The 25,213-nt window shown below is 38.5% G+C and carries 21 protein-coding genes; 7 read left to right on the top strand and 14 right to left on the bottom strand.

All coding sequences use genetic code 11. The features are described 5' to 3' along the window. Positions 1 to 18 precede the first annotated feature (18 nt). The 3 genes from LBYS11_RS07375 to LBYS11_RS07365 form a co-directional block, all read right to left on the bottom strand. The gene (locus LBYS11_RS07375) at positions 19 to 1,212 is read right to left on the bottom strand and encodes a pyridoxal phosphate-dependent aminotransferase (protein ID WP_048389971.1); all 1,194 of its coding nucleotides are present in this window, start codon (positions 1,210 to 1,212) and stop codon (positions 19 to 21) included. A gap of 16 nt (positions 1,213 to 1,228) precedes the next feature. Continuing rightward, a complete protein-coding gene (locus LBYS11_RS07370) occupies positions 1,229 to 1,711 on the bottom strand; it encodes a cell wall elongation regulator TseB-like domain-containing protein (protein WP_048389969.1) in 483 nt (160 codons plus the stop codon). 318 nt (positions 1,712 to 2,029) lie between these two features. Continuing rightward, positions 2,030 to 3,454 (bottom strand): tetratricopeptide repeat-containing diguanylate cyclase, encoded by a 1,425-nt coding sequence (locus LBYS11_RS07365; RefSeq protein WP_066037664.1) that lies wholly within the window; start codon positions 3,452 to 3,454, stop codon positions 2,030 to 2,032. A gap of 322 nt (positions 3,455 to 3,776) precedes the next feature. Here LBYS11_RS07365 and LBYS11_RS07360 point away from each other — a divergent pair, with 322 nt between their 5' ends. After that, the gene (locus LBYS11_RS07360) at positions 3,777 to 5,633 is read left to right on the top strand and encodes a multicopper oxidase family protein (protein ID WP_103119061.1); all 1,857 of its coding nucleotides are present in this window, start codon (positions 3,777 to 3,779) and stop codon (positions 5,631 to 5,633) included. 60 nt (positions 5,634 to 5,693) lie between these two features. Here the strand turns inward: LBYS11_RS07360 and LBYS11_RS07355 are convergent, their stop codons facing one another. Continuing rightward, positions 5,694 to 6,944, bottom strand: coding sequence for an MFS transporter (locus LBYS11_RS07355; protein WP_103117756.1), 1,251 nt, complete (start codon positions 6,942 to 6,944; stop codon positions 5,694 to 5,696). A 178-nt stretch (positions 6,945 to 7,122) separates the two neighbouring features. Continuing rightward, a complete protein-coding gene (locus LBYS11_RS07350; RefSeq protein WP_048389964.1) occupies positions 7,123 to 8,004 on the bottom strand; it encodes a LysR family transcriptional regulator in 882 nt (293 codons plus the stop codon). A 129-nt stretch (positions 8,005 to 8,133) separates the two neighbouring features. Here LBYS11_RS07350 and LBYS11_RS07345 point away from each other — a divergent pair, with 129 nt between their 5' ends. Beyond that, entirely contained in the window at positions 8,134 to 9,336 is a 1,203-nt protein-coding gene (locus tag LBYS11_RS07345) for an MFS transporter (RefSeq protein ID WP_103117755.1), read from the top strand. 108 nt (positions 9,337 to 9,444) lie between these two features. Here the strand turns inward: LBYS11_RS07345 and LBYS11_RS07340 are convergent, their stop codons facing one another. The 8 genes from LBYS11_RS07340 to LBYS11_RS07305 form a co-directional block, all read right to left on the bottom strand. Beyond that, on the bottom strand, positions 9,445 to 10,680 hold the full coding sequence (locus tag LBYS11_RS07340; RefSeq protein WP_048389960.1) for a Zn-dependent hydrolase: 1,236 nt from the start codon (positions 10,678 to 10,680) through the stop codon (positions 9,445 to 9,447). Between the two features lie 169 nt (positions 10,681 to 10,849). Beyond that, on the bottom strand, positions 10,850 to 11,308 hold the full coding sequence (locus tag LBYS11_RS07335) for a nucleoside deaminase (RefSeq protein WP_048389958.1): 459 nt from the start codon (positions 11,306 to 11,308) through the stop codon (positions 10,850 to 10,852). Between the two features lie 13 nt (positions 11,309 to 11,321). Beyond that, positions 11,322 to 12,272 carry a carbamate kinase gene (gene arcC / locus LBYS11_RS07330; protein WP_048389956.1) on the bottom strand — a complete coding sequence of 317 codons (951 nt, stop codon included), beginning with the start codon at positions 12,270 to 12,272 and terminating at the stop codon, positions 11,322 to 11,324. A 2-nt stretch (positions 12,273 to 12,274) separates the two neighbouring features. Beyond that, a complete protein-coding gene (locus LBYS11_RS07325; protein WP_103117754.1) occupies positions 12,275 to 13,753 on the bottom strand; it encodes a cytosine permease in 1,479 nt (492 codons plus the stop codon). Between the two features lie 31 nt (positions 13,754 to 13,784). Next, positions 13,785 to 15,212, bottom strand: coding sequence for a YlbE family protein (locus LBYS11_RS07320; RefSeq protein ID WP_048389952.1), 1,428 nt, complete (start codon positions 15,210 to 15,212; stop codon positions 13,785 to 13,787). Next, positions 15,205 to 16,758, bottom strand: a complete 1,554-nt coding sequence (fdrA, locus tag LBYS11_RS07315) for an acyl-CoA synthetase FdrA (protein ID WP_103117753.1) — start codon at positions 16,756 to 16,758, stop codon at positions 15,205 to 15,207. The genes LBYS11_RS07320 and fdrA overlap by 8 nt, the downstream gene beginning before the upstream one ends. 2 nt (positions 16,759 to 16,760) lie before the next feature. Next, the gene (locus LBYS11_RS07310) at positions 16,761 to 17,636 is read right to left on the bottom strand and encodes an oxamate carbamoyltransferase subunit AllH family protein (RefSeq protein WP_103117752.1); all 876 of its coding nucleotides are present in this window, start codon (positions 17,634 to 17,636) and stop codon (positions 16,761 to 16,763) included. Between the two features lie 31 nt (positions 17,637 to 17,667). Beyond that, a complete protein-coding gene (locus LBYS11_RS07305) occupies positions 17,668 to 18,276 on the bottom strand; it encodes an ankyrin repeat domain-containing protein (protein WP_103117751.1) in 609 nt (202 codons plus the stop codon). A 214-nt stretch (positions 18,277 to 18,490) separates the two neighbouring features. On the opposite strand from LBYS11_RS07305, the gene LBYS11_RS07300 reads away from it, so the two are divergent. The 4 genes from LBYS11_RS07300 (at position 18,491) to LBYS11_RS07285 (ending at position 23,860) form a co-directional block, all read left to right on the top strand. Next, on the top strand, positions 18,491 to 20,209 hold the full coding sequence (locus tag LBYS11_RS07300) for a PucR family transcriptional regulator (protein WP_054550754.1): 1,719 nt from the start codon (positions 18,491 to 18,493) through the stop codon (positions 20,207 to 20,209). A 131-nt stretch (positions 20,210 to 20,340) separates the two neighbouring features. Next, on the top strand, positions 20,341 to 22,098 hold the full coding sequence (locus LBYS11_RS07295; protein WP_103117750.1) for an ABC transporter ATP-binding protein: 1,758 nt from the start codon (positions 20,341 to 20,343) through the stop codon (positions 22,096 to 22,098). Positions 22,099 to 22,112: 14 nt separating this feature from the next. After that, positions 22,113 to 22,790 (top strand): response regulator transcription factor, encoded by a 678-nt coding sequence (locus LBYS11_RS07290; protein ID WP_103117749.1) that lies wholly within the window; start codon positions 22,113 to 22,115, stop codon positions 22,788 to 22,790. Next, positions 22,787 to 23,860 (top strand): sensor histidine kinase, encoded by a 1,074-nt coding sequence (locus LBYS11_RS07285; RefSeq protein ID WP_199768301.1) that lies wholly within the window; start codon positions 22,787 to 22,789, stop codon positions 23,858 to 23,860. The genes LBYS11_RS07290 and LBYS11_RS07285 overlap by 4 nt, the downstream gene beginning before the upstream one ends. 24 nt (positions 23,861 to 23,884) lie before the next feature. On the opposite strand, the gene LBYS11_RS07280 is transcribed toward LBYS11_RS07285, so the two are convergent. Beyond that, positions 23,885 to 24,472, bottom strand: coding sequence for an NAD(P)H-dependent oxidoreductase (locus LBYS11_RS07280; RefSeq protein ID WP_004232802.1), 588 nt, complete (start codon positions 24,470 to 24,472; stop codon positions 23,885 to 23,887). 121 nt (positions 24,473 to 24,593) lie between these two features. On the opposite strand from LBYS11_RS07280, the gene LBYS11_RS07275 reads away from it, so the two are divergent. After that, the gene (locus LBYS11_RS07275; RefSeq protein ID WP_016994314.1) at positions 24,594 to 25,031 is read left to right on the top strand and encodes a MarR family winged helix-turn-helix transcriptional regulator; all 438 of its coding nucleotides are present in this window, start codon (positions 24,594 to 24,596) and stop codon (positions 25,029 to 25,031) included. The last annotated feature ends 182 nt before the right edge of the window (positions 25,032 to 25,213 follow it).

The following is a 25,213-nucleotide window of genomic DNA, read 5'->3' as shown; positions in this document are numbered from 1 at the left end:
CAAAGTTGACTAGAAGGATTAGTCTTGCCATTTTGATTTTACGAATGTATCAATACGACGGACTGCCTCTTCTAATAAGTCTAAAGATGTAGCATAAGATAATCGCATAGTAGTTGGTGTACCGAAGCCAGAGCCTGGAATCACTGCTACGTTTGCTTCTGTTAAAATATCCGCAGCAAATGCATCTACTGAATCATAGCCAGTGTGAGCCATAGCTTCTGCTACGTCCGGTAATAGGTAGAATGCACCCTGTGGCTTTAATACATGGAAGCCAGGAATAGCACTTAACTGTGGGTAAATTTTTTCAAGACGAGATTCAAATGCCTGACGCATTTCCTCTACCGCATCCTGAGAGCCATTATACGCCTCCACAGTTGCATATTGTGCTGTTGTTGTCGCATTAGATGTTGAGTGTGATGCAAGGTCAGTCATTGCTTTAATAATGTCTGTGTCACCTGCAGCATATCCAATACGCCAGCCTGTCATAGAGTGAGATTTTGCCACACCATTAACAACGATTGTACGTGCTTTCACTGCATCAGAAAGTTGTGCAATTGAAAAATGCTCAATACCATTGTATACAAGCTTCTCATAAATTTCATCTGACACGATTAAAATATCTTTTTCTTCTGCAACAGCAGCAAGTTCTGCAAGCTCTTCACGAGAATAAATCATGCCTGATGGGTTGCTAGGAGAATTAATAATCACTGCTTTTGTCTTGTCTGTCACAGCTGCTCTCAGTTGATCCGCTGTAATTTTATAGCTTTGTTCACGTGTACCTTCAACATAAACTGGTACGCCGCCAGCTAATTTCACTTGTTCTGGATAAGACACCCAATAAGGAATTGGAATAATAACCTCGTCACCTTCATTTAAAATCACTTGGAATAGCGTGTATAAAATATGCTTTGCCCCTACACCAACAATGATTTCATTTGGCTGATAGGTAAGGTTATTGTCGCGTTGAAGCTTATCAATAATGGCTTTTTTCAGAACTGGAAGTCCGCCAGCAGGTGTATATTTTGTATACCCTTTCTCCATTGAATCAATGGCAGCATTTAAAATATTTTGAGGTGTATTAAAGTCTGGTTCACCAGCTCCAAGACCAATCACATCAATACCTTGCTCTTTCAATGCTTTTGCTTTTGCAGTAATCGCTAATGTTGAAGATGGTGTTAAAGTTTTTACACGTGTTGCTAATAAATTTTTCATTCGGGATCTACTCCTCTTATAAATTCGTAATGCGCTTCCACCAGTCGCCATCCTTAAACAGAATATAGACATAGTTGAGCTGGTCGTGGTCGTTCAGATATGTAATTTCCCAAACTGCGCCAGGCTCCTCATAGCCTAATTTCATGTGGAGGACTTTTTGTACATTTCCTTCATTTTTAAAAACCGATAATGCTTGCTTTTCCGTAATACCATCTTCTAATATCACTTCCTGAATGGAATCCTCGTCTAGATTCGTCGGAACAAAGACAGCTTTTTTATCACCGTATTCGTCTACCCCGAACACAGTAACATACGAATGTTTGCCATTATATGTGTAGGACTCCGATACAATTGCGAGGGCTTTGGCATCGAGTGCCAACTGTTCAGCCTGCTCTTCAATTGAACGGAACGGAGCCTCGGCTTTCCAGAGTACTAAAATACTAATGACAAGTGACAACGAAACAATAAAGACAGAAATGAAAATTAACCAGTTTTTCATCTATTCACCTTATGTTTCACATCGAGCTGTTTTGGCATAACACATAGCTGATGCATGTGTGTGTCTATAACTGTGTAACCATTCATTTTGCTTTCCATTTTGTCAACCTGCTTTCTTTCCTCATACCACAACATTATACAACAATTTTGTGCTGTCGTGTTTCTTAATTTCATATATTGTACGTTGCTAGAACAACGTTTTCAAATGATGACTACAGTAAATTTCATTTCACCTCATAGAAGCCTCGTTTTGGGCATAAAAAACATGGTCCTATCACAAGAAAAATTCCTATTTAACTATGTAAATAGGAACCTGTCATTATGATAATTCGTATAGCACACAGCTAGCACGGCCATTCGCCTTTGCTTGGTATAAACAGCTATCCGCTTGCTCAAATAGCTCCTTGTATTGATAGTTTTTCTGATTATTCACACAAGCACCCATACTGACCCTTAAGGGATAACTTTGCTGTTCCTGTTCGAGCTTTAGTGAGAGCAAATAGGCATGTGTGTTATGGACCAATGTTTTGATATAGTCCTTCTGAGAATGCCTCAAACAAAGGATGAATTCATCTCCGCCATAACGAATAATTTCCACATCTTCATCCTGTAAAAAATCCTTCAAGCTGTTAGCTAAAAGCTGTAAAATCATATCTCCAAATAAATGACCATGCGTGTCGTTAAATAGTTTAAAATAATCGACATCCAAAACCGTAATACATACATAGGATTGCGTTATTTCGGCTGCATTGAGCCATTCCTGTAGCTCATAGTCTAAAAAATGTCGATTTAAAACGCCTGTTAATGGATCATAATGTGCTTTTTTCTCAAGCTTTTCCTTTTGACGCTTAAATTCTAAGTTCATTACTTGTTGTAATAAATTTGCAACACTCATTTTTTCCGAGAGATCAATATATTCACGCTGTACATCAAAAATTTCATCTCGCCAATCCAATTGATACAATACATTTAACAGTAAGCGCATCACTTTTTTTGTAATTGGCTTATCTCCATAAGATCGGGCAAGATCTATGGCTTGTTTATAATAAAATACAGCTTCTTCAAGCTTTTGCTGTTTTTCAAATAAAAAACCGTAGCCAAACAATGCCGCTACTTTTTCTCGTTTATGATGATGAATAATAGTAGAGGATAACGTACTGTCCAGCAATGCCTTCCCCTTTTTAAAATCCCCTTCTAAAATATACACATCTGCTAAATTATTATTAATACGAATATCATGTAATTTTGCTAGATCAGGCATTGTTCTAGCAAGAGATTTATTATATTCTCTAGCTAATAGCCCTGCTTGAAGTGCTTCCTTTGTACAGCCCTTCTCTACCTCTAAATAGCACAGATTATTATGACAGCGAACAAGCATGACAGGATCTTGTAGCTCCTGTGCATAGGCGATAGATTTTTTCGTCATCTCCACCGTTTTTTCACGGATGCCAACTAAATCATAGATTAATGACATTACTAAATGATAATGCATTAAATCTTTTGTCGTACCATAATTTTGACAAATAGCCTCATAATCATGAATAAGATTAACCATGCTTAATGTGTCACCTAAAGAATGATGAACTAATATTTTTTGATAGTACAAATCCATGACATATGGATAGTTATTGCTCTCTAATGCGACCAAAAGACCTTGATCAGCAAGCTTTAGTGCTTTCGTTAAATACCCCTTTGTGCGCATCTCCATTATCGTTTTATTTAATTCTTCTAATGTTAATTCCACCGTTTCACCACTTCTCCATACCCCATATCATCCAGTTTACTTTGTGCTTTCTCAATTATAAGACATATGTATTCACTTAGTCCGCATTTTTCGTATGATACCAACTATTACCTACAACGCAAAAATCTTTTTTGATGATTGTTTTAAAATCTTACATCTGTTTGCTTGAAAGTGAATCATCTTATCTCATCATAATATGTAGGTAATTTTTTTATGTCTTTACACATTTTTCTCCATTTTTGTCCTCGTTACCTGTTGTTTTTACCCATATGATGAGTTAATTAGCTTTTTTAGTATCGAAAAGGGACGTGATGTTGTGAGTATGCAAATTAACCCTTCTGATCCAGCAACGATTCCAAAATTTGTAGATGAACTTCCAAAACCAATGATTGCTAAACCAAAATACAGCAGAGGGCAACAGAAGAATGATTATTACGAATTGGTCATGATGGAGGGCCAGCATCGTTTTCATAAGCATTTTCCAAACTCATTAATTTGGGGCTACAATGGGCTTTACCCAGGGCCAACCATAGAAGCTTCTAAAGATAAAACTATCTATGTGAAATACAAAAACCAGCTGCCCTTACAGCACTTTTTACCAGTAGATTTTACGCTTCATGCTGCAAACGATTCACAAGAAGTAAGAACAGTTACTCACTTACATGGTGCCAATGTGGATTGGCAGAGTGATGGCCATCCTGAAGCATGGTACACAAGAGACTATCGGCATACTGGTCCAAAATTTAATAAGGAAATACATGAATATACGAATCATCAACCTGGCACTACCATGTGGTATCATGACCATGCCATGGCTTTAACGCGTTTAAATGTATATGCAGGATTAGCAGGCTTTTATTTACTGAGGGATGCCCTTGAGGAACGCTCTAATTTACCATGTGGAGACTATGAATATCCGATTTTAATTCAAGATAAAACGTTTAATGAGGATGGCTCATTGTTTTATCCTGACGAACCACCCTTTCCCGTGCCTGTTCATCCCTCTATCACACCAGGCTTTGTTGGCAATACGATAGTGGTTAACGGAAAACTATGGCCTTTTTTAGATGTTGAGCCACGTAAATATAGATTTCGTTTACTAAATGGCTCTAATCGACGAGGCTATGTCATCAGTCTTTCCAATGATCAACCAATGTTTCAAATTGGTACAGATGGCGGTTTCTTATCAGCACCACAACTTATCCAATCTGTCGAGTTGCTGCCAGCTGAACGCACGGATGTCATTATCGATTTTTCAAGCTGTGCTGGACAGGAGATTACCTTACTTAATACTGATACCGATTTCAGTGATGAACACACAAACGTGATTATGCAGTTTCGAGTAACTTTACCTTTGAAATGTGAAGATACAAGTGAGATTCCAGAAAGACTTGCCGTTTCTATGGATCTACATCCACACCATGCCCATATTGAAAGACAACTACCATTGACGGCGACTACCGATGAGTTTGGTCGACCTATGTTGCTGTTAAATGATCGAATGTACCATGATCCAGCAACGGAAAAACCTTCTTTAGATAGTGTGGAAATCTGGAGCTTTATTAATGCTACACCCTTTATCCATCCTATTCACCTGCACCTCATTCAATTTAAAATTCTGGAACGAAGGCCGTTTGATTTAGAAATCTATCAAAATGAAGGCATCGTACAATTTACAGGGCCGCCTGAAGAACCAAGAGACTATGAGCGAGGTTGGAAAGACACTGTGAAGGCTGACGCTGGAAAGGTGACAAAAATTATTATGCATTGGAAAGATCATGTCGGGAATTATATGTGGCATTGTCATTTCCTTGAGCATGAGGATCATGATATGATGCGACCCATTCTCGTTATGAAAGACGTCCATGCTGTTCAGCAGCCTCATGCAGCAGTAGAACATCCTGTAACACATCAAGAATCAACAGCTCCCACAAATCCTACAAATCCTACAAATCCTACAAATACTACCCATCATAGTGAATCTTCAGCACCACTATTAAATGAGGTAGAACACTCACAACTTGAGGAAGAAAAGGTAGTCTCACCTCAAGAAGAAGAATCCATTACTATTCATATAGGAGATAATACACAACATATGCCAACGCTACTGTTTCCAACCCTTCCTTCCAATACTCCTACGAGCAGGCATAGGCCTCGTCAAAGAACCCGAAGATTTTAGCTAAGTACGCTTTACAAAGAAAACTACCAATGAAAAGGTGGTTTTCTTTGTTCCAGCAATTTATTTGACCTCCAATCGCCATATTCTTCTCGTTACGAAAGCTAATAATAATACACACACAGAGATTATAAACACTGGTATATAGATGTTGGCTTGAAAGAACTCAAATAGCAACCCATACCCCATCTGCCCAAGTGGTGCCATACACTGTGATACTGCCATCATAATTGCCATGACTTTCCCTAATTGTTCATTTGGTGTTTCTTTTTGGACAAGGGTCATTACGTAAATGGAGATAATCGTCATCATCATCGCAATGATAAGAGCACAACCAATAAATAAGCTATACGATGGATAATAGCCAATTTGAAGGGCGCGAGGTAGCACAGACATAGCCATGGGAATTACCAAAAAGGCTGACATCAATACCCAAATATAGAGGGTGTGAATACGCAGCTTTTTTGCAAAGTACCCCATCGTTAACGCGCCTAAAATCGTCGCAAAATCAATAATCCCCATTCCTATTCCATACAATGTATCACTACTTTTCATCGTGACACGAAGAATAATAGGCACACCAACGATAAAAAGTGGAGTCAATAGTAAATTCAATAAAGCAGCAAGTAGCGTACATTTTAAAATAAAAGTTTGCTTCACCACATAAGTAAAACCTTCTTTCATGTCTTTGATTAAGGTCGGCATCAAATGACCATCATAGCTACGTTTCACAAATGGGATTGTCATAAACATTTCTACAATAGCCGTAAAGAAAAATAATAAACCACTTACTATGACGAGAAGTTTGAGGCCAAGCATTCCATATAGTATCCCCCCTAGCACAGGTGCTGTCACTCCTGCTAATGCCTGGACCCCATTGACGATCCCATTAGCCTGCTCAAGCTTTTGTCCGCTAACTAATAGCGGAATACTAGCCATTACAGCTGGCGTGTACATTGCACTAATGAATGAAAGAAGCACCATAACCAACCCAATCCATAGCACAGAATGATTGTTTGTTAGTAATACAATAAAAAAAATCAATACAATGCCACTACTGATAAAATCAAATAGGACCATTAAATTTCGCCGATTAAAACGATCTGCTATAGCGCCACCAAATGGTGTAAGTAAAACAGGAAGGCTTGAAATAGCGAAAAGCACAGCAAAAAGATCTGCCCGTCCTGTTATATCTAAAACAAAAAGTGAAAGAGCAAATCTTAAAAGCGCAGAGCCTAAAATAGAAATAATCTGCCCAGCTACCATAATGATAAAATCTTTCGAAAAGCCTTTTTCTTTGACTAGCATTTCCATATAAAAAACACCCCTTATTATTTTTAGACCGACAGTCGGTCATTTAATATGTTAAAAAATTGTAGGCACAAGCTTCTAGGACTTGCCCTACAAATTAGACTGACTGTCGGTTTATAAATAGTATATGTGAACTCCCTAAAAAAAGGAACATATTTTTATATCTTCCTTTTTGTTAACCCTATTTACTTTTAAAGTAATGTTTAATTTGCTCAATCATAGCAGTAGTTGCCTGACTAACATAGCGATCTACGCGGAAAATAATGGATAGGCTTCGGCTTGGAGCACCATTTGAAATTCGTATACTACACAAACTAGGATCATTCATTTGTTGGAGCAAAGGATAGGGTTGCACCGTTACACCAATATTGGCTCGAACGAGATTCATAATGGACGTGACAGAGCTTGTTTCAAGAATAGAATGAATGTGAAAACCATGCTTTTTTACAGCCTCTTCTACTATCTCTCTACCAAGAAAACCTTCTGGATACATCACCATAGGAAGTCCTTCTAATTCAGCAATTGGGATCACTGTTTGCTGTGCCAATGGATGCTCCTTTGAAACGGTCAGTACATATTCCTCTCTACATAAAGGAATAATGACCAATCGATCATCTGATTCTACATTCGTCCCAATACCGATATCCACTTCATTTTCGAGAACCTGCCGCATAATATCGATGGAAGCAAGTATCTTTAATTTTACCTTTGGAAATTTTTGATGGAAATCAATAACAAGCTGTGTAATCCGATAATCAAGATCAGATGGCATGATGCCAATACTTATTTGTCCCCCTTGTAGCCCCTGTAAATCTTTAATCGAATCTTTGACATTTTGTAATGTATTAAATACCTCTGTTGTATAGCTAAACAAAAGAGAGCCTGCCTCAGTCACAACAATTTTTTTGCCAATACGATCGAACAATGGCATTCCTAGCTCATCCTCCAGCACACGTATTTGCTGGCTTAACGTTGGCTGAGAGATGCCAAGTTTCTCAGCAGCTTTTGTAAAATGTAGCTCCTCATAGACTGCCATAAAATAATGCAGATGCCGTATTTCCACATAGACCACGCCCTATCATAGTTTCTAACTATCATTGTAATAGTAATAATAGTATTGTTCAATCATTCTAATTCAGATAGACTTCAATTTAGGCTTACTATTTATTTGATAGGACGGAGAGGAAAGACAATGAATATAAATCACAAAATTGTACCAATTATTTCCATTATTTTAGCTTCTTTTAATTTACGGCCTGTCATTACTTCGGTGTCCCCCTTGTTAGGAACTATTCGCCAGACTTTACATATGAGCGCAGCTACTGCTAGTTTGCTAACTTCTTTAGCTGTGCTATGTATGGGCTTATTTGCACCTTTCGCAATCAAACTAGCTAATCGTTGGAGCATCGAGCGAACTATCGCTTACGCTCTTATTCTTATTGGACTAGCAACAGCTACCAGATATTTTGCTAATACTGCTTGGGTCATGCTAGTAACAGCCTTGTTATCAGGCATTGGCATTGCCATCGTAGGACCACTGTTATCGGGCTATATTAAGGAGAAATTTGCGAACCCTTCCCGTGTAGTGGGGATTTACTCGCTAGCACTTGTAGTAGGAGCTGCACTTGGCTCTGGGCTTTCTATTCCACTAAGCAATTTTTTTCATTCATGGCAAGCTTCTTCTGCCTCCTGGGCTATTCTTGCTTTAATCGCTTTATTCTTTTGGTGGAAGCCAATTGAACAAAAAGCAGTTACTGCATCAGTCACAAATTCACCTAGTAAGAGCAACAGTGTGAAGCAAATGTTAATGAATCAAAAGGCTTGGCTTTTAACAGGCTTTTTTGGGTTAATGGCCTTTATGTTTTATACCATCATGGCTTGGTTACCTCCCATCGCAGAAAATTTAGGCTATAGCAAACACGACGCTGGAATGATGCTGACACTATTAACAATTGCCCAAATGCCAGCTACATTTTTAGTGCCTATATTAAATAACCGTTTTCAGCATCGAGCCGTATGGCTAGTAGGTAGTTCATCATTAGAATTAATTGGTTTATTGATGCTACTGTTTTCTTATAATCCTTGGCTGAGCAGTATTCTGATTGGCCTTGGTGCAGGTGGGCTTTTCTCATTAGGGCTAACATTACCAATTGATGAGGCCAAAGATATTCACGAGGCTAGCTTCTTAGCTGCTATGACACAATCAGTTGGCTTTGTATTTGCTGCATTGGGCCCCTTCTTTGTCGGTCTTGTTCGAGATTTCACAGGCAATTTTACAACTGCTATTATTGGCATGATCATCATCGTCCTTGTGATGATTCTGATTCAACTAAAAATTGGAAACCAAAAGCAACCACAAATGCATCATATTCACATGAAAAAGACGACTTTCTAACAAGGAAGGTCGTCTTTTAATGATGGAATCGATTTTGTGCCTTTGTTGTATTGCCTTCACGGGATGACACTGGCCATACATGTAGCGTCTTCAACTGATGCTTGCTAATTAGCTGACTGAAGCATATCTTAGCACAACTGCCTCTAAAACATCGATTCCTATTAATATATCTTCAAGCTCCGTATGTTCATCTGGATGGTGACTTAAACCATCCACTGAAGGAATAAAAATAAGGCCAACTGGTCCGAGCCTTGTCATATTCATAGAATCGTGACCTGCTCCACTTTGCATATATTGATAGGATAGTTTCTTCTCTACACAAATTGTTTCTAAATCTTGCATTAGCTTTGGAGAAAGCTGGACAGGATCCTCTGAGCTAATGACATTGTATTCAATCGCAAGCTGCCTCTTTTGTTGAACGTTTGCAATAACCGTATAAAAATGCTGAAGCACACGTTCTCTCGATTCCACAGAGGATGATCGGATATCTACAGTTAACTCCACTTCACCTGGAACTACATTCATCGAGCCTGCCACAACCTCTAGTATTCCAACAGTTGCCACAGTGCCAAACTCCTGCTCTGCTATCGCCGCTTTTTCTAATTCTAATGCCAATTCGGATGCTCCTAAAAGAGCGTCCTTTCTCATATTCATTGGAGTCGTGCCTGAATGGGACGCTTTTCCATTTAACTTCATTAATAAGCGAACTGGTGCTGCTACCCCTGTGACAATACCAATTTTCTTTTCATAGTTAATTAGCAGTGGTCCCTGTTCAATATGCAATTCGAAAAAGGCATGGAATCCTTCCTCTACTCTTGTCGCTTGATCAACACTACTAAAATCAAGTCCACAATGAGCAAAAGCCTGCTCCATCGTAATACCATCTCGATCGACTAAATGGCGATATTTTTCTTTATCAATTAATCCTGCCATTGCTTTACTGCCTACTGTTGACACACCAAATCTTGAAGACTCCTCACAGGCAAAGGCGATAATTTCAATTGGATGCTCTGTCACAATAGATCGCTCGTTTAATCGCTTGATGACCTCTAGGGCAGCGGTTACCCCTACAACGCCATCATATTTACCGCCTTGATAGACAGTATCTAAATGAGATCCCATGACAACAGGCTGCAATCCTGGCACACTGCCTTCTCTTCGAGCAATAAGATTTCCACAATGGTCAATATGAATTTGAAGATTTTCATCTTTACATAAACGAATAAAGGCATGTAAACAAGCCTGTTCTTCATTCGTATAGGCAACTCTCGTAATCCCTTTTTCGCCTGAATTATATTGATTCATTTTATCTAGTAATTGTTGATAACGTTCTTTATAGATCATGTAAACAGCTCCTTTTGAAGAATTACGAAGATGAAAATCAGACCAAATGTACGCTTGTATAGTATCTATTTTACACCTTTTTGGTTGAAAATTAGAAAAGGGATTCTCCATAACGAGATCCCTACTCTAATTCACTGGAAAGACTTAAGCAGTATATGACTGCTCTAATCTATTTACTATTAGCCATTTTGTCATTGAAATGATGGAACAAAGCATCACATTCTTCAGTCGTTTCAATTTTTTGCATGCTCAGGACACTTTTATCTTTACCCGTTAAGTAATCACGTAGATGCATATCAGAGAAGCCATGTACATGAGCATCTTCTGCTGTATTACAATAATGAACTTCTTTAATACCCGACCAAATAATAGCGCCCACACACATTGGACATGGTTCGCAAGTAGCGTAGATGACACAATCGGATAAATCCATTGTGCCAAGCTTTTTAGAGGCTTCACGAATGGCTACTATTTCTGCATGTGCAGTGATGTCTGTATCACGCATCATTGTATTGCCAACAACAGCGATGATTTCATCACCTCTTACAATGGTTGCACCAAATGGTCCACCAATATTTTGATCGATGCCTTCTTTTGTTTTGTCAACAGCTAGTTGAATATAATCCATACCGTGATTCCTCCTAGTTAATAATATGAGTACCAGCCTGATTATTGATCGCTTCTTTCAGACTTTCAGGGTTTGTAATAATTACTCGATGACCACCATTTTCTAAGAAGCTTAAGCTTGCTTCGATTTTTGGTAGCATACTTCCTGGCGGGAACTGATTATCTTGAACATGCTGCTTTGTTTCCTCAACAGTAATTTCTTCAAGTGCTTGTTGTTCAGGTTTTCCAAAGTTAATAAACACACGCGGAACACCCGTTGTAATAATTAATGAATCCGCATTTACTTGTGCCGCTAATAGACTTGTTGCAAAGTCTTTGTCAATGACTGCATCTACACCCTCATAGACATTGTTTTCTTTTTTCACAACTGGAATTCCACCACCGCCTACAGCGATCACGACATAATCATTATCAATTAATGATTTAATCGCCTCTTTTTCCACGATATCGATTGGTTTTGGTGAAGGCACAACGCGACGGTAGCCACGGCCAGAATCCTCTACCATTTTCCAATCTGGATGCTCTACTAGCATCGCCTCCGCTTGCTCCTTTGTAAAGAATGAACCAACTGGCTTTGTAGGGTTAATAAAGTTGGGATCATGTTCATTGATTTCAACTTGTGTAATCACACTGACTACCTTTTTATTAATTTGACGTTTAGTCAGTTCGTTAATTAATGCTTGTTGAATTAAATAGCCAATTCCACCTTGTGTGTCAGCCACACAGTTTACTAACGGAATTGCTGGCATGCCTGATACTTCATTAGCAATTTCACTTCGTTGTAAAGTGAAACCAACTTGTGGACCATTGCCGTGTGTGACAACCACTTTATAACCTTCCTGAATCATATCCGCGATATGCTCGACAGTTTGAGCAACTGCCTCTTGCTGACTTTGAATAGATTCACTTCCACTATCCTTTACCAACGAGTTACCGCCGATTGCTACAATTACTAATTTATTCACAACTACACCCCTACTTCTTTTTCTACACTATTTTGAACATTTTGCTGATTAAATTTATATAACAGCTTATATAAAATGAATGACACGATCAGTCCGCTAAAGAAAGCAAAGTTATTTAGCTGTACTAAAAACGGCACACTTTTCAGGAAAGCACCTGACATTGGTAAGAGGAAGCTTATTAATAGAACGATACATGCTACGATGTTATAGCCAGATTTATAAGCTCCATTATGACCTTCTTCCACATAAATCATAGATAAATCTAAACGTCTTTTACGCTCGATAAAGAAGCTAGACAACATAATACCTGCAATCGGTCCAAACATAGAGCCTATAAAACTATAAAAGAAAAATAACGTTTCTGTACTCGATACTAGTTTCCAAGGCAAAATGACTGTGCCAATAATCGCTGTTAAAATACCTGCTGTTTTGACCGTAAATACTTTAGGGAATAAAGTTGTCATTTGTAATCCAGATGGTAATAAATTACCAAAAACTACAAAAGCTGTTGCGCCTACATTTAACGCTAAAATTAATACAATCACTGAAAAGGGATTTTGAATTTTATCAATAGCATCTACAATATTAAAAATTGGTTGCCCAAAAGCAATTTCTGTCCCTGCTATTAAACTAATACAAGTAATCGCAAATAATAGATACGAGCCGATCATACCGATGGATAAGCCATAGATCATTGCTTTTGGCGATTTAGCTCTATGCGTAAAATCTGCAATATTTACAATTGGACCAGCCCAGTTAGACACCAATGCGCTAACACATGCAATAAAAACCAATGGACTTTCCATCGTTGTAGAAGGCTTATATTCTAAAATTGGTCCAATTCCTCCAGCAATATTAATTGCCCAAATCGCTGCGCCAATAATGAAAATATAAACAATCGGTGATGAGTATTTACCGAAGACTGTTAGCATATCCATGCCACCTAAAAAAAGTAAAACTGTAATTACCCATAAAATAATATAAGAAATCATAGTCGGAACATCTAAGCCAAAAATAGTGAAGTCTCCACCAATAGACATATAGTTCGGAATGAATCTTGCAAATAATACATTAAGGGATTGAGCGCCCACAACGGTCGTCGTACCAAAGAATACAACCCCAGCAATCAACCCTCGACATAACGCCGGAATAATAGAGCCTTTTACTCCAAATGAATCTCTTAGTAATATGGCAAACGGAATGCCATATTTAGAGGCGGAATATCCATTTAAGCAATAGCCTGCTGAGACGATTACTGCTGAAAGCATAATGGCTAAGAAAACTTGATTAACTGATAATCCTAAGACAAAAAACCCTGCAACCGTCATATAAGACATAATATTGTGAACTGCGCCCATCCACACGGTAATGTAGTTAAAGATTCCCCAGTCTCTTTCCTGAGGACCTTTTGGTAAAAGTTCTTCCGAATAGCCAAGTGCTCTATAATCTTGATTGGACTGTTCAATTTTTGCGTGTTCCATAGAAAGCTCCTCCTACTTATAGGAAGTGGGCTTAAGCCCACTTCTCACTAATTGTAATTAATGCTTTTTCAAAAGCTTCCATTGGAGGATTTGTGATACCAGCACCAATCATACCGATTCCAGCCTCTTTATGTGCGATAGCTGTATTAATAATTGGAAGAATACCTGATTGGATGACTTTGCGAATATCAATACCAGTAGGAATTCCCATGAAGTTTAATAATGGAATGGTAATATTTTGGTTTTCTGTCGTCGTAATTTCTTTCATTTTACGAGAATAACCAATTGCTTCATCCACTGTTCCACCTACTAAAGCAACGATTGCTGGTGCAGTAGCCATTGCGAAACCACCAATACCGTAAGTTTCTGTAATAGCACTATCCCCTATATCAAGACCTGAATCCTCTGGTTTGTAGCCAGCAAACATCGGTCCGATTACTTTTTGTGCTGGGCCAGTAAACCATGTATTACCTGGCATGCCACTAATACGAACACCAAATTCTACACCGTTACGTGCCATTGTTGTCACGACAGTACTATATTCGATTCCATGTGCAGCATCTAATGCACATTTACAGCATGCCATCCATGTAGGACCTGAAAAATAATCACTACTTGCCACGAAATCAAATACTGCTCGCTTCTGTTCAACAGGATAATCTGTTTCTAAGATATATGGTGTCAATGCTTGAATTAATAAGCTTGTACCTGCATTATTACGGTTATGACATTCGTCACCCATGTGGAGCGCTTGTGCAAGCATTAATCGTAGATCGATGCCGTCTTTATTTAATTTCATTGCATCACGTAAAATTGGTCCTAACACATCACGCATCCATATTAATCGCTCGACAACGCTGTCATCGTTGGCACCCATACGCAAGATTTTTGCCATTTGCTCACTTAAATTTGTATAGGCGATATTGCCATACGTTTTATTTTCAACGATGTGCATAAACATCGAAGCAGATGTTACCCCAGCCATTGAACCAACTGCATTATGCTCATGGCAAGGTGAGAATGTAATATCTCCAGACGCCGCTACCTCTGCTGCTTCTTCTAAATCTTTTGCTAATCCTTCGAATACAAGAGCACCCATCACAGCGCCCTTCATTGGGCCATTCATATCTTCCCAAGTAATGGGTGGTCCTGCGTGTAAAATTGTTTTTTTCGTCATGCCAGGTACAACATTGATGGCTTGATCGAAACCAATCAACACGGGTTGAGAGTTCACAATTTTTTCCACCGCAAGACGATTTGCTGCTTCGATTTTTTCAGCAAGTTCTGCTTTATCGATTTTGTTTAGTGCTGCAATAATTTCTGGCTTACCTCCTCCCGGTGGTGACCACTCTAGGTGTGTAGCACTTGCATTTTGTGCTAATATATCATCCTTAAAAAGTTCAATACCTACGTTAATTACGTTAATTTTACTTGTGAAAAGTTCATTAATCTTACTCATGATTTTCTCCTTTCAACACCATTTCTCTAGCAAGTAACCCTGCATTTGTACTACTGCTTGCATGTGTAACACCTGCATCGACTAATTTTTCCACTTGCTCATCTATGTTTGGCGTATCTAAGTCTGTTCCAAGGACATACCCAATGATCTCTAAATGTCTACCTTCTTTTTCAGCAAATTGTTTAGCTTCAATGATGGCGGGAAGCATAACACCTACTGGGTCTTCATGAGAGCCAAAGCCTAATACGAAGTCCATCACAATGACACCAACTGTCGGATCTTTTGCTTCTTGTAAGAAGCGCTCTATGCGAGAAGACGGATCGATCATTGGATGTGGTTTACCATTTGTAAAATCATCATCACCGAAGTCAATGAATGTATGTTCCTGACTCACATTGATATCTTTCAATAAGAAATCAGGATTCTTTTGGATGTTACTGTAAATATTATCTAATTTTTCCATAGCTAGATACATAGATTCATCACAAAGCGTACCGCCACAGAATAACCCACGAATGTATTTTTGCTCTGGCGCTAATTTTGCACGAACCGCTTCAACTAATGGAATGTTAAGTGCACGTTTGTTAATACCTGCTTCATCAATACCTGCTAGTAAGACTGCCTTTAAGGCTGCTTCTTTCGATGTTTTAGCAAATTGTCCACCAGCTGCGACTACAGCCTCTTCATTACCACCTATAAAATAAACCACTACCGGTTTGCTGCATTCTTTAATTTGTGCGAGTACTTTTTTCTCAACACTTGCTTCAGGTGGCTTCGATACAAGTACAATCACTTTAGTGGCTTCATCGGCTTCTAGTGCTTTGATTCCATCAAGCATCATCATACCGCCCACTTCTTTACTTAAATCTCTTCCGCCAGTACCGATCAGTTGTGTGATACCACCACCGAAGTCATGAATGCGAACACTTACTTCTTGGCTACCTGTACCAGATGCCGCTACGATACCGATATTGCCTTTTCTTACAGCGTTTGCAAAGCAAAGTCCTGTATTACCAATAATAGCGGTACCACAGTCTGGTCCCATCATTAATAAGCCTTTTTCATGTGCTAAAGTTTTTAATTCTACTTCGTCTTCAACGCTCACATTATCACTGAAAAGCATCACGTGTAGATCATTTTCAAGTGCTTTGCGTGCTTCGCGAACAGCAAATGCCCCATTGACAGAAATGACCGCAAAGTTTGCATCAGGAATTCCTTGTGCAGCTGAATCAATCGTTGCATATTTAATATCACTTTTTGCTTGTGCTTTATCTTTATTTGTTAGTAATTCTTCCACTGCTAGGTAAGCGCTTTCTATTTGATCCGCATTAGCAGTTTTAACAATAATCATTAAGTCCCCTGCTGTTGCTTCCTCCACTTCTGGCGTCATCAAACCAACGTTACGAATGACTCCTTTGTTCATCTCCGTACCCATACCAATAATTGCTTGCTCGACGCCTTCAATTTGATTCGCTTTTGTAGATAGTGACATCAATGACACTGAATCAAAATATGTGTTGCGCTTAATTACGACTTTAATACTCATCATTATCCTCCTAATTTTATATTGGCTTCTAAGCCACTTATCAGCCCTAAGGCAATATCTGTTCCTGAGGAAGAGCCAATAGCAAGCACCTTTCTCAGAGCCTCAATGGATTCCACTTCTGTGCCATATAAAATGGCGTGTATGAATGAACAGATGGACTCCCTTACTTGTCCATATGCTGCCTTCTTCAATGTTGTAAAGCTAATCTCATTGGTCAAAGGCTGAATCACTTTGATGACGCTTTCACACAAAGGTTTATACATAGAACACGGGCTATTTTGTAAGTGAATGATAGCAAATAAGCCTACTAAAAAATCATCCCCTGATGGTGTTAGCCCTGGCCCCAAGCCTACTAAATCAGCTGCATATGCCTGAAAACGATCCAAACGTTGATTCAATATTTCCTCATAAAGTAAAGTTGTGCGCTGCTGTAATAATCTCGATGTCTCCGCTTCAAATTCACTGACGGGAGAATCATTACGTTTTATGCCGCCGCCTTTCCCATGTAAATCAATGAATTGTTTTACACGGATCATATTCATTTTTAAGCGTGTACAATTTGCTGGATAAATAGGTAGCTGACATTGCCAACGAGAGGCGGTTGGGATCGCTATTATTAATTTTTCTTCTATTAATAGTTGATTATGGCGAACCGATACCCTGTCATGTTGCTGAATGCCCAGGTGATCCAATGTATCAAGATCAATGACAAGTGTATTGGGTGCCCGATCCATTGCCTTCGTAGCAAGTGTAAAAATTTCATCCTTACCATCACTCCGTATATTTAAGGCATGTTTAAACACGCTATGAACCGTTCCCGTAAACGTCGCCACTATTTGCTGCAGGAAATAATCATCACCCGATTTGGCATGTATCATATGTACACCTCTTTATGTCGTAGGAGTACTACTATTTCGCTCCTGCTTCTAGTAGAATTTTTTCAATTTCAGTAAATCCTTTTTCTCTAGCCATTGTTAATGGTGTCACACCATATTGATCCACTAATTGTGTATCTGCTCCATGTTCAACTAATAGACGAACTATTTCTTGTTGCTTTTCTCCCCCATCATTGAGGAGAATGGCTTCAATCAATGGTGTCCATCCACAAATATTTGTATGGTTGACATTGATGTCTGTAGTCGTTACAAGTTCACGAACTACCTCTACAAAGCCCTTCTCACTTGCTGGATGAATCCCTACACCGCCAAAGCGTGTTAAACGCTCTAAATCTGTGTTTGCTTGTAGCATTATTTTCACAAGCTCTAACTTTCCATTTATACATCCATACAAAAATGGGTTTAAACAAATTTGATCTTGAAGGTCAATATCTGCCCCTTCCTGAATTAAAAATTTTACTGTTTCTAATTGATCATTCATCGCAGCAAGTAAAATTGCTGTACGTTTGCGCTTATTTTGAGAATTAATATCCACACCTTGTTGTAAATAACCTTTCAGAGCGTTATTATCACCTGCTTCAGCTGCAGTTAAAAATTCTGAGACCACATTCATATCTACCAATTTCATTCCTCCATTTCTCTGACCTATTGTTCATTTCAACTAAAAAGAAATAAACCGCGAGAATGTTACTACTTTCACATTTCCGTCTTACAAGCTTTATTTTATTCTCTTATGCCGTAGATATCATTGTTTAGCAAAACCAAAAAGAATGTAGATCATTTAGGCAATATGTACAATGTTTTGTGATAAGATTATGGCGAAGGAGTGAAATCATTTGCTAACAATTAAAGATATATTAGAGATAAAGGCACTTGAAGGAATTAAAATTGTTGCTGGAGAGCAAGGAATTCACAATGAAATTGCACTTGTGAATATTATCGAAAATCCCGATGCATTTGATTGGCTGACACCGAATGAATTACTGTTAACGACTGGTTACATCTTCCAAGATGACGAAGCCTTACAAAATAAAATTATCCAAGAAATCTCTAAAATCAATTGTGCAGGCCTTGTTATTAAAATGAGACGCTATTTACAAAAGACGCCTCAAAACATGATCGATATTGCCAATCAGCATGGATTGCCGTTATTAGAGTTACCTTATAATTACACCCTTTCCAAGGTCATCTCGATTATCAATGAAAAGGCATCTGGCCGTTATGATCTATTAAATAGAAAATCTTTGGACATGCACAATACGCTATTTAAGGTGGCGCTTGAAGGAGGAGGCATCGAATCTATTTCCTCTAAGTTAGCTGAAACAATTAATAACCCGATTATTTTTTTAGATAATGACTGGAATTTACTGCATTATACAGATCTTGATACGAATCCTGTGCCCCTTGCCTATGGCATTAATTTAAAGAAGAATCGTCCAACATTTTCAAAGGATTTTATAAATACCATTCCGAATGATCTCAATGAAATGCAAAAATCCATTACACGAATCTATCAATTAGAAGATCTAGCCGTAAAATGTAGAATTCTTCCTGTTGCAGTAGCCAACTATATTTATGGCTATATTGTCATTTGGCAAACTGTACGGGATCTGAATGAGTTTGATTTCATCGTTTTAGAGCAAGCCTCCACGATTGTGGCACTAGAAAGGATAAAACAGAAGGAAATTGAGGGTGTACGACTAAAGATTAAACAAGAGTTTTTTGATGATTTATTGACTGGAAAAATCACTTCGCTTGAAACGCTACAAACACTATGCGATCTCCACGGCTTAAAGATCAACCATAAATATTATTGCATCGTCATCTCTATTAGCCATGAAAATTTGCAAAACCAGCATGATTTAATTTCTAGAAAATACGAAACCGATAATATTGCAAAAAAATGTATGAATTTAATTTATGAGCACTCTAGCACAATTAATGGAGAAATTACATGCCTTTATCGCAACAATCAAATCATTATATTAGTTGGACAGCAAGACAGCAAACAAGATTTCACGATCAATGAAACAAAGCAATACGCAGAAAACATTCTCCAATTATTAGTACAGCAACATACGCAAAGCTCTTTCTTAATGGGAATTGGCAAAGAATATAAACATATACGTTTTGTCCATAAAAGCTTTGCAGAGGCACATGAAGCTCTCCGTCTTATGCACCGCTTCGAAGAGCGTGGAGCAGTGGCTCATTATGCGGATCACTCCATTTATCATTTTTTAGATTCGAATATTAATGAAGTGCAGCTAAAGGACTTTTTCTTAGAAAGCTTGGGTTCTGTCTTTGAGCATGATCTATTACATGGGACAAGCTATCTACTTACATTAGAAAATTACTTTATCAATCATATGAATATAAGTGAAACAGCCAAGGAAATGTTTATCCATCGCAATACGTTAATTTATCGGATTGAAAAGATTAAAGAAATTTTAAAAACAGATTTAAAAAGCTATGAGGAGCTGTTACAAATCCAGCTAGCCTTAAGAATCTATCGCTTGCTTGGTAAGTCTTTATACCACGATGAATTTGCAGACTAGTATCAAAAGGTGGTGATCGCATCACCTTTTTTGATGACCATTCATTTCATATTCAGTTCATAAACGCATGCTATAGTAAAGCCATAGAAACGAAATACATTGTTTTCAGACAATGAAGGAGGCTTATTTCTTTGCAAGAAACATCAAATGATATGTCTAAACAAAAAGATTGGCGCCGTTTTATACAGTTAGTAAAACGTGCCGAACCACCGATATGGCTACTTGTCATCGCTTTAGTGATGAGTTTAGCAACGACAGGTGTAGGGTTTATTGTTCCATTATTTACAAAACAATTAGTGGATGGCTTTTCGTTAGAATCGCTTAATTATTGGCAAATTATTGTACTAGGTATTGCCTTTATCGCCCAGGCTATTGCCAGTGGATTATCCATCTATTATTTAAATCGAGTTGGACATCATGTTGTGGCAAAATTACGTGACCAGCTATGGCGAAAGCTGTTGCATTTACCAATCCCCTATTATGATGAACATGATACTGGTGAAACATTGAGCCGTGTTACGAATGACACAGGGGTTGTGAAAGAGCTTATAACAGAGCATTTAGCAAACTGTTTATCTGGCGTTATTTCCATTATAGGTTCTATCATCATTCTTCTATTTTTAGATTGGAAAATGACATTAGTCATGCTGATTGCCGTACCACTGGCTATGGTGATCTTAATGTTGTTAGGGCGACGCATGTTTGTGATTTCAAAAGGAATGCAAGATGAAACAGCAAAATTTACGTCTGTATTAAATCAAGTTTTACCTGAAACGCGCCTAGTCAAGGCTTCAAATGCTGAGCAAATTGAATATGAGCGTGGAAAAAAGGGCATTACGAATCTCTTTACATTTGGCTTAAAAGAAGCAAAAATTCATGCACTGATTTCCCCGCTGATTTCATTCGTTCTGATGTCTGTGCTTGTAGCTATTATTGGCTATGGTGGTGTCCGTGTTTCCTCTGGAGAGCTGACGGCTGGCGATATGGTGGCATTTATTTTATATTTAATCCAAATCATTATGCCAATGACGCAATTAACGATGTTCTTTACCCAGCTCCAAAAAGCCATGGGTGCTACAGAACGAATTAGTGCATTGCTTGAATACGAGGAAGAACGTATTGAAGAAGGCTTAACAGTAGAAAAAATAGATCAACCCATTTATCTTAAAAATGTTGATTTTTCTTATGGTGAGGAGCCCATTTTATCCGATATTAACTTCACAATTGAGCCAGGCAAAGTAACAGCCATCGTTGGACCAAGTGGTGGCGGTAAAACAACTACATTTTCACTGCTAGAACGATATTATCAGCCAACGAACGGCAGTATCACACTAGGAGATACACCAATCGAAACTTTTTCACTCCACTCTTGGCGCAGTCAAATCGGCTATGTAGCGCAGGAAAGTGCCCTGCTCTCAGGTACGATTCGAGAAAACATTTGCTATGGTATAGACCGTGAAGTGCAAGATGATGAGCTAGAAAAAGTGGCTAAAATGGCCTATGCAGATCAATTTATTAACGAGCTTCCAGATAAGTTCGATACTGAAGTTGGAGAACGAGGCATCAAGCTTTCAGGAGGACAACGTCAGCGTATCTCTATCGCAAGAGCGCTCTTACGTAATCCGCAAATATTAATGCTGGATGAGGCAACATCAAGCTTAGATAGTAATTCAGAAATTTATGTACAAAAAGCATTAGACAACTTAATGCAAGGACGCACAACACTAGTCATTGCGCACCGTTTATCGACAGTGGTAGATGCCGATCAAATATTGTTTATTGAGAAAGGGCATATTACAGGCTGTGGTACACACGAAACACTCTTTGAAACACATGCTATGTATCGTGAGTTTGCCATGCAGCAATTACGCATTAAAGACGTAGAATAAAGGGGTTTGTTGAGATGACAAAACTATTAGTCGTGGATGATGATGCACATATTCGCGAATTGGTAAAAGTGTTTCTGCAAAACGAGGGCTTAGAAGTAATAGAGGCTATCGATGGTGTCGATGCACTGTCTAAATTAGACACTGAGAAAGTCGATATGGTCGTGATGGATATTATGATGCCCAACATGGATGGCTGGGCATTATGTGAGGAAATACGTTCATTCAATACAGATCTACCAATCCTTATGCTAACAGCTAAAGGAGAAACCTCTCAAAAAATCAAGGGCTTTCATTTAGGGACAGATGATTATCTTGTGAAGCCATTCGAGCCTGCCGAGCTAATCGTACGTGTTAAGTCTATTTTAAAAAGATATCGTATCTCCCTTTCTCAAGTTGTAGAGGCTGGTCATGTCAAATTAAATCGCCATACACATGAAGTGGAAATGAACGGCGAGACGATTCTCCTTCGTTTGAAGGAGTTCGAGCTATTATTTACACTTGCAAGCTATGTTGGCAAAACCTTTTCCCGTGAACAGTTGATCGAAGAAATCTGGGGCTACGACTATGAGGGAGATGAACGAACAGTTGATGTCCATATCAAAAGAATACGAGAACGCTTTCCACAGGAGACGAGTGGCTTTGTCATTCGCACCATTCGTGGTCTTGGTTACCGCTTGGAACTAGGCACATGAGAAAACGAAGATTCTTGTTAAGATTAGCGCTGGTCTTTTGCCTGTTTCTGATTGCAAACACCGTTTTCGCTTTTATTTCCTATCATGTAACTTCATGGCTGTATGGACGGTTAGGAACTGAGCCTCATGGATTTTGGCTACAACTAGCAACAGTGATTGGGGTGTTTGCACTCTTTGCCTGTTCAGCTGCCATTATCTTTTTAATCGGACTAAATCGACAACGTAACTATTGGGATACGATTGTAGATGCATTAAGCCGCATGGCAAAAGGTGATTTTGATGTTCAGCTGGATTTGAGAGCAGATGAGGAGGATCAATTTGGGCAATTGATTCATGGTATTAATCATATGGCTGTTGAGTTAGGTGAACTGGAAAGAATGCGTCAGGAGTTCATTTCCAATGTCTCCCATGAAATTCAATCACCTTTAACATCTATAAATGGCTTTGCCAAGGCTTTGAAAAATATTAACCTACCTGAAGAAAAACGTCAGCATTATTTAGCTATAATTGAATTAGAAAGTAATCGTTTATCAAAAATTAGCGACAATTTGCTCAAGCTAACTTCCTTAGAATCGCAGCACCATCCATTTGAGCCTATAACTTATCGACTCGATAAACAATTACGCAATGTTGTGCTGGCACTAGAACCGAATTGGTTAGCCAAACAGATTGACTTTGATCTCGATCTTGATAACCTAAGCATCACTGCAGATGAGGATTTGATGAATCAAGTCTGGATGAATTTACTGACAAACAGTATTAAGTTTACACCTACCAATGGAACCATCTCATTATCTATGAAAAAGCAGTTCGACACGATAACCATTCTGGTTCAAGATACTGGCATAGGCTTAACCGAAGAACAACAAAAGCATATTTTCGAAAGGTTTTATAAGGCCGATCAATCGCGAACTGCTGGAAATGGCGGTAGCGGATTAGGGCTAGCCATTGTCAAAAAAATAATTGAGATGCATCATGGAACCATTGCTGTAGAAAGCACAATAGCAGAATATACAAGATTTTTGATTACTGTCCCCATCGACAGTACGCCAACTCATGCAAACGACTAACCCCGTCTGCATGAGTTATTTTTTCTAGTATGCTACTTTACTAAAGTATCGATATACTTTATTTAGTTTTTGCTGTTGCTTCCCCTTTTTACTTTCCATATTACCAAACTCAAAAAACTTCACTTTTTTCATTCCAACAAATTTAAACAACGCCCTTTTCATTAAAATTTTATGTGCATTGTTCAACCATAAAAATGGATAATTGGTTGGCCCCTTCATCGTGGACACACAGACTACAGATTTCCCTTTTAAAAGACCCTCTGGAAATAAACCCTTTGTATCTCGATAAGCAAAATTTGCTGCAAATAATTGGTCGATATATCCTAACAGCATGGCTGGCGGTCTCCCCCACCATATCGGATAAACAAATACAATTTGATCTGCCCAAGAGAGCTGTTGGCGGTATTTTTCCATTTTCGGATCCCGATACATATCACGACGTCGTTTATGTTCATGGAAAATTAAGCGTGGATCGAACTCTTCTTCATATAAATCTAGTATCTGAATCTCCTCGATGGCAGGATTCTCTCGACACCCCTTTATCACTTCTTGTAAAAAAGCATAATTTAAACTTTTATGGTTGGGATATGTATAAACAATTAACGTTTTCATTGTGCGCCTCCTCATTACTTATCATTTGATAACAAAATAATAATTCATTTCATTTTAGTTGTCAAATGATAATTGTTTTAGGACAAGTTATTTGTTATCTTGACAGTAAGAGGTGATCCCATTGAATAAAAGCGCTTTATTTCATCAGTTTGTAGCATTTACAGCCACAATCCATCAAGTGACACATGATCTCACACAAAATGTTAACACTGCGAATATCACACCGCTACAATATAAAATTCTTGAATATATTAAAGTAAGCCAACCTGTCACACCAACGGAAATCAGTGAATGTCAGCATATGTCCCTACCCAACACAAGCCGTGAACTTCGGAAATTGCAGGAACGGCAGCTAATCGAAAAATTTAACGACACAGCCGACCGCAGAAAGCAGTATGTCCGTTTATCCAAAGAGGGTGAAAAAATGATGGAGGAGGCATTTGCCTGTATCGAAGAACGCTTTTTACAGCTTATTCAACACGCAACACAGGATGATCTAAAGGACATCCAACATGCTCTAACCATTTTAGAGGAAAAGGTTTTACAGCAAAACGGCTAAGACCATGCTGCTTTTCGGGTGTGGTGATCGCTACTATTGGAGAAGCAGGAGGCGAGATCTTTTTTGACTGAAATTGCTCTTGCTTTAGTTTGAAGTGATCATTTTTTTCACAACCGATCTTTTCTTTGCTCGAAGTGATCATTTTTTGTTCAAAACCGCTCTTTCTTTGGTTTAAAGTGCTC

Origin of the sequence: Lysinibacillus sp. YS11, assembly GCF_002896375.1 — a bacterium.
Classification (GTDB): Bacteria; Bacillota; Bacilli; order Bacillales_A; family Planococcaceae; genus Lysinibacillus; species Lysinibacillus capsici.
This window is presented reverse-complemented; position numbering and strand designations above follow the sequence as displayed.